This is a genomic window from Oceanospirillum sediminis, assembly GCF_014164585.1.
Lineage (GTDB): Bacteria > Pseudomonadota > Gammaproteobacteria > Pseudomonadales > Halomonadaceae > Oceanospirillum > Oceanospirillum sediminis.
Genome location: NZ_JACJFM010000362.1, coordinates 1 through 307, shown reverse-complemented (window position 1 = coordinate 307; position 307 = coordinate 1). Strand labels below are relative to the sequence as shown.

Sequence of the window (307 nt, the reverse complement as noted above, 5' to 3'; positions counted from 1 at the left end):
GAAGATCCAGAAGCTGGAGAAGGCCATCCAGGCCCAGACAGAGGAGTGCAAAGAACCCTGCAAGACCAAGTGTCCCATCCCAGTGGTGTCCGGTAAGGAGTGTGAGGACATCTTCCGCCGTGGAGGAAAAGACTCCCAGATGTACATGATCCAGCCCGACGCCTTCTACCCTCCATACAAGGTCTACTGTGATCAGACCACCCAGAACGGAGGATGGCTTCTGATCCAGAACAGGCTGGACGGCAGCGTTGACTTCGGACGGCGCTGGGACGAATATCGACGCGGTTTTGGCAACATCGCTTTTGAT

The 307-nt window shown here is 55.7% G+C and carries 1 protein-coding gene; it reads left to right on the top strand.

Features of this window, described 5'->3' with window-relative positions; all coding sequences use genetic code 11:
• The coding region (locus H4O21_RS25240) for a fibrinogen-related protein (RefSeq protein ID WP_220495927.1) at positions 1-307 on the top strand (307 nt) is incomplete at both ends.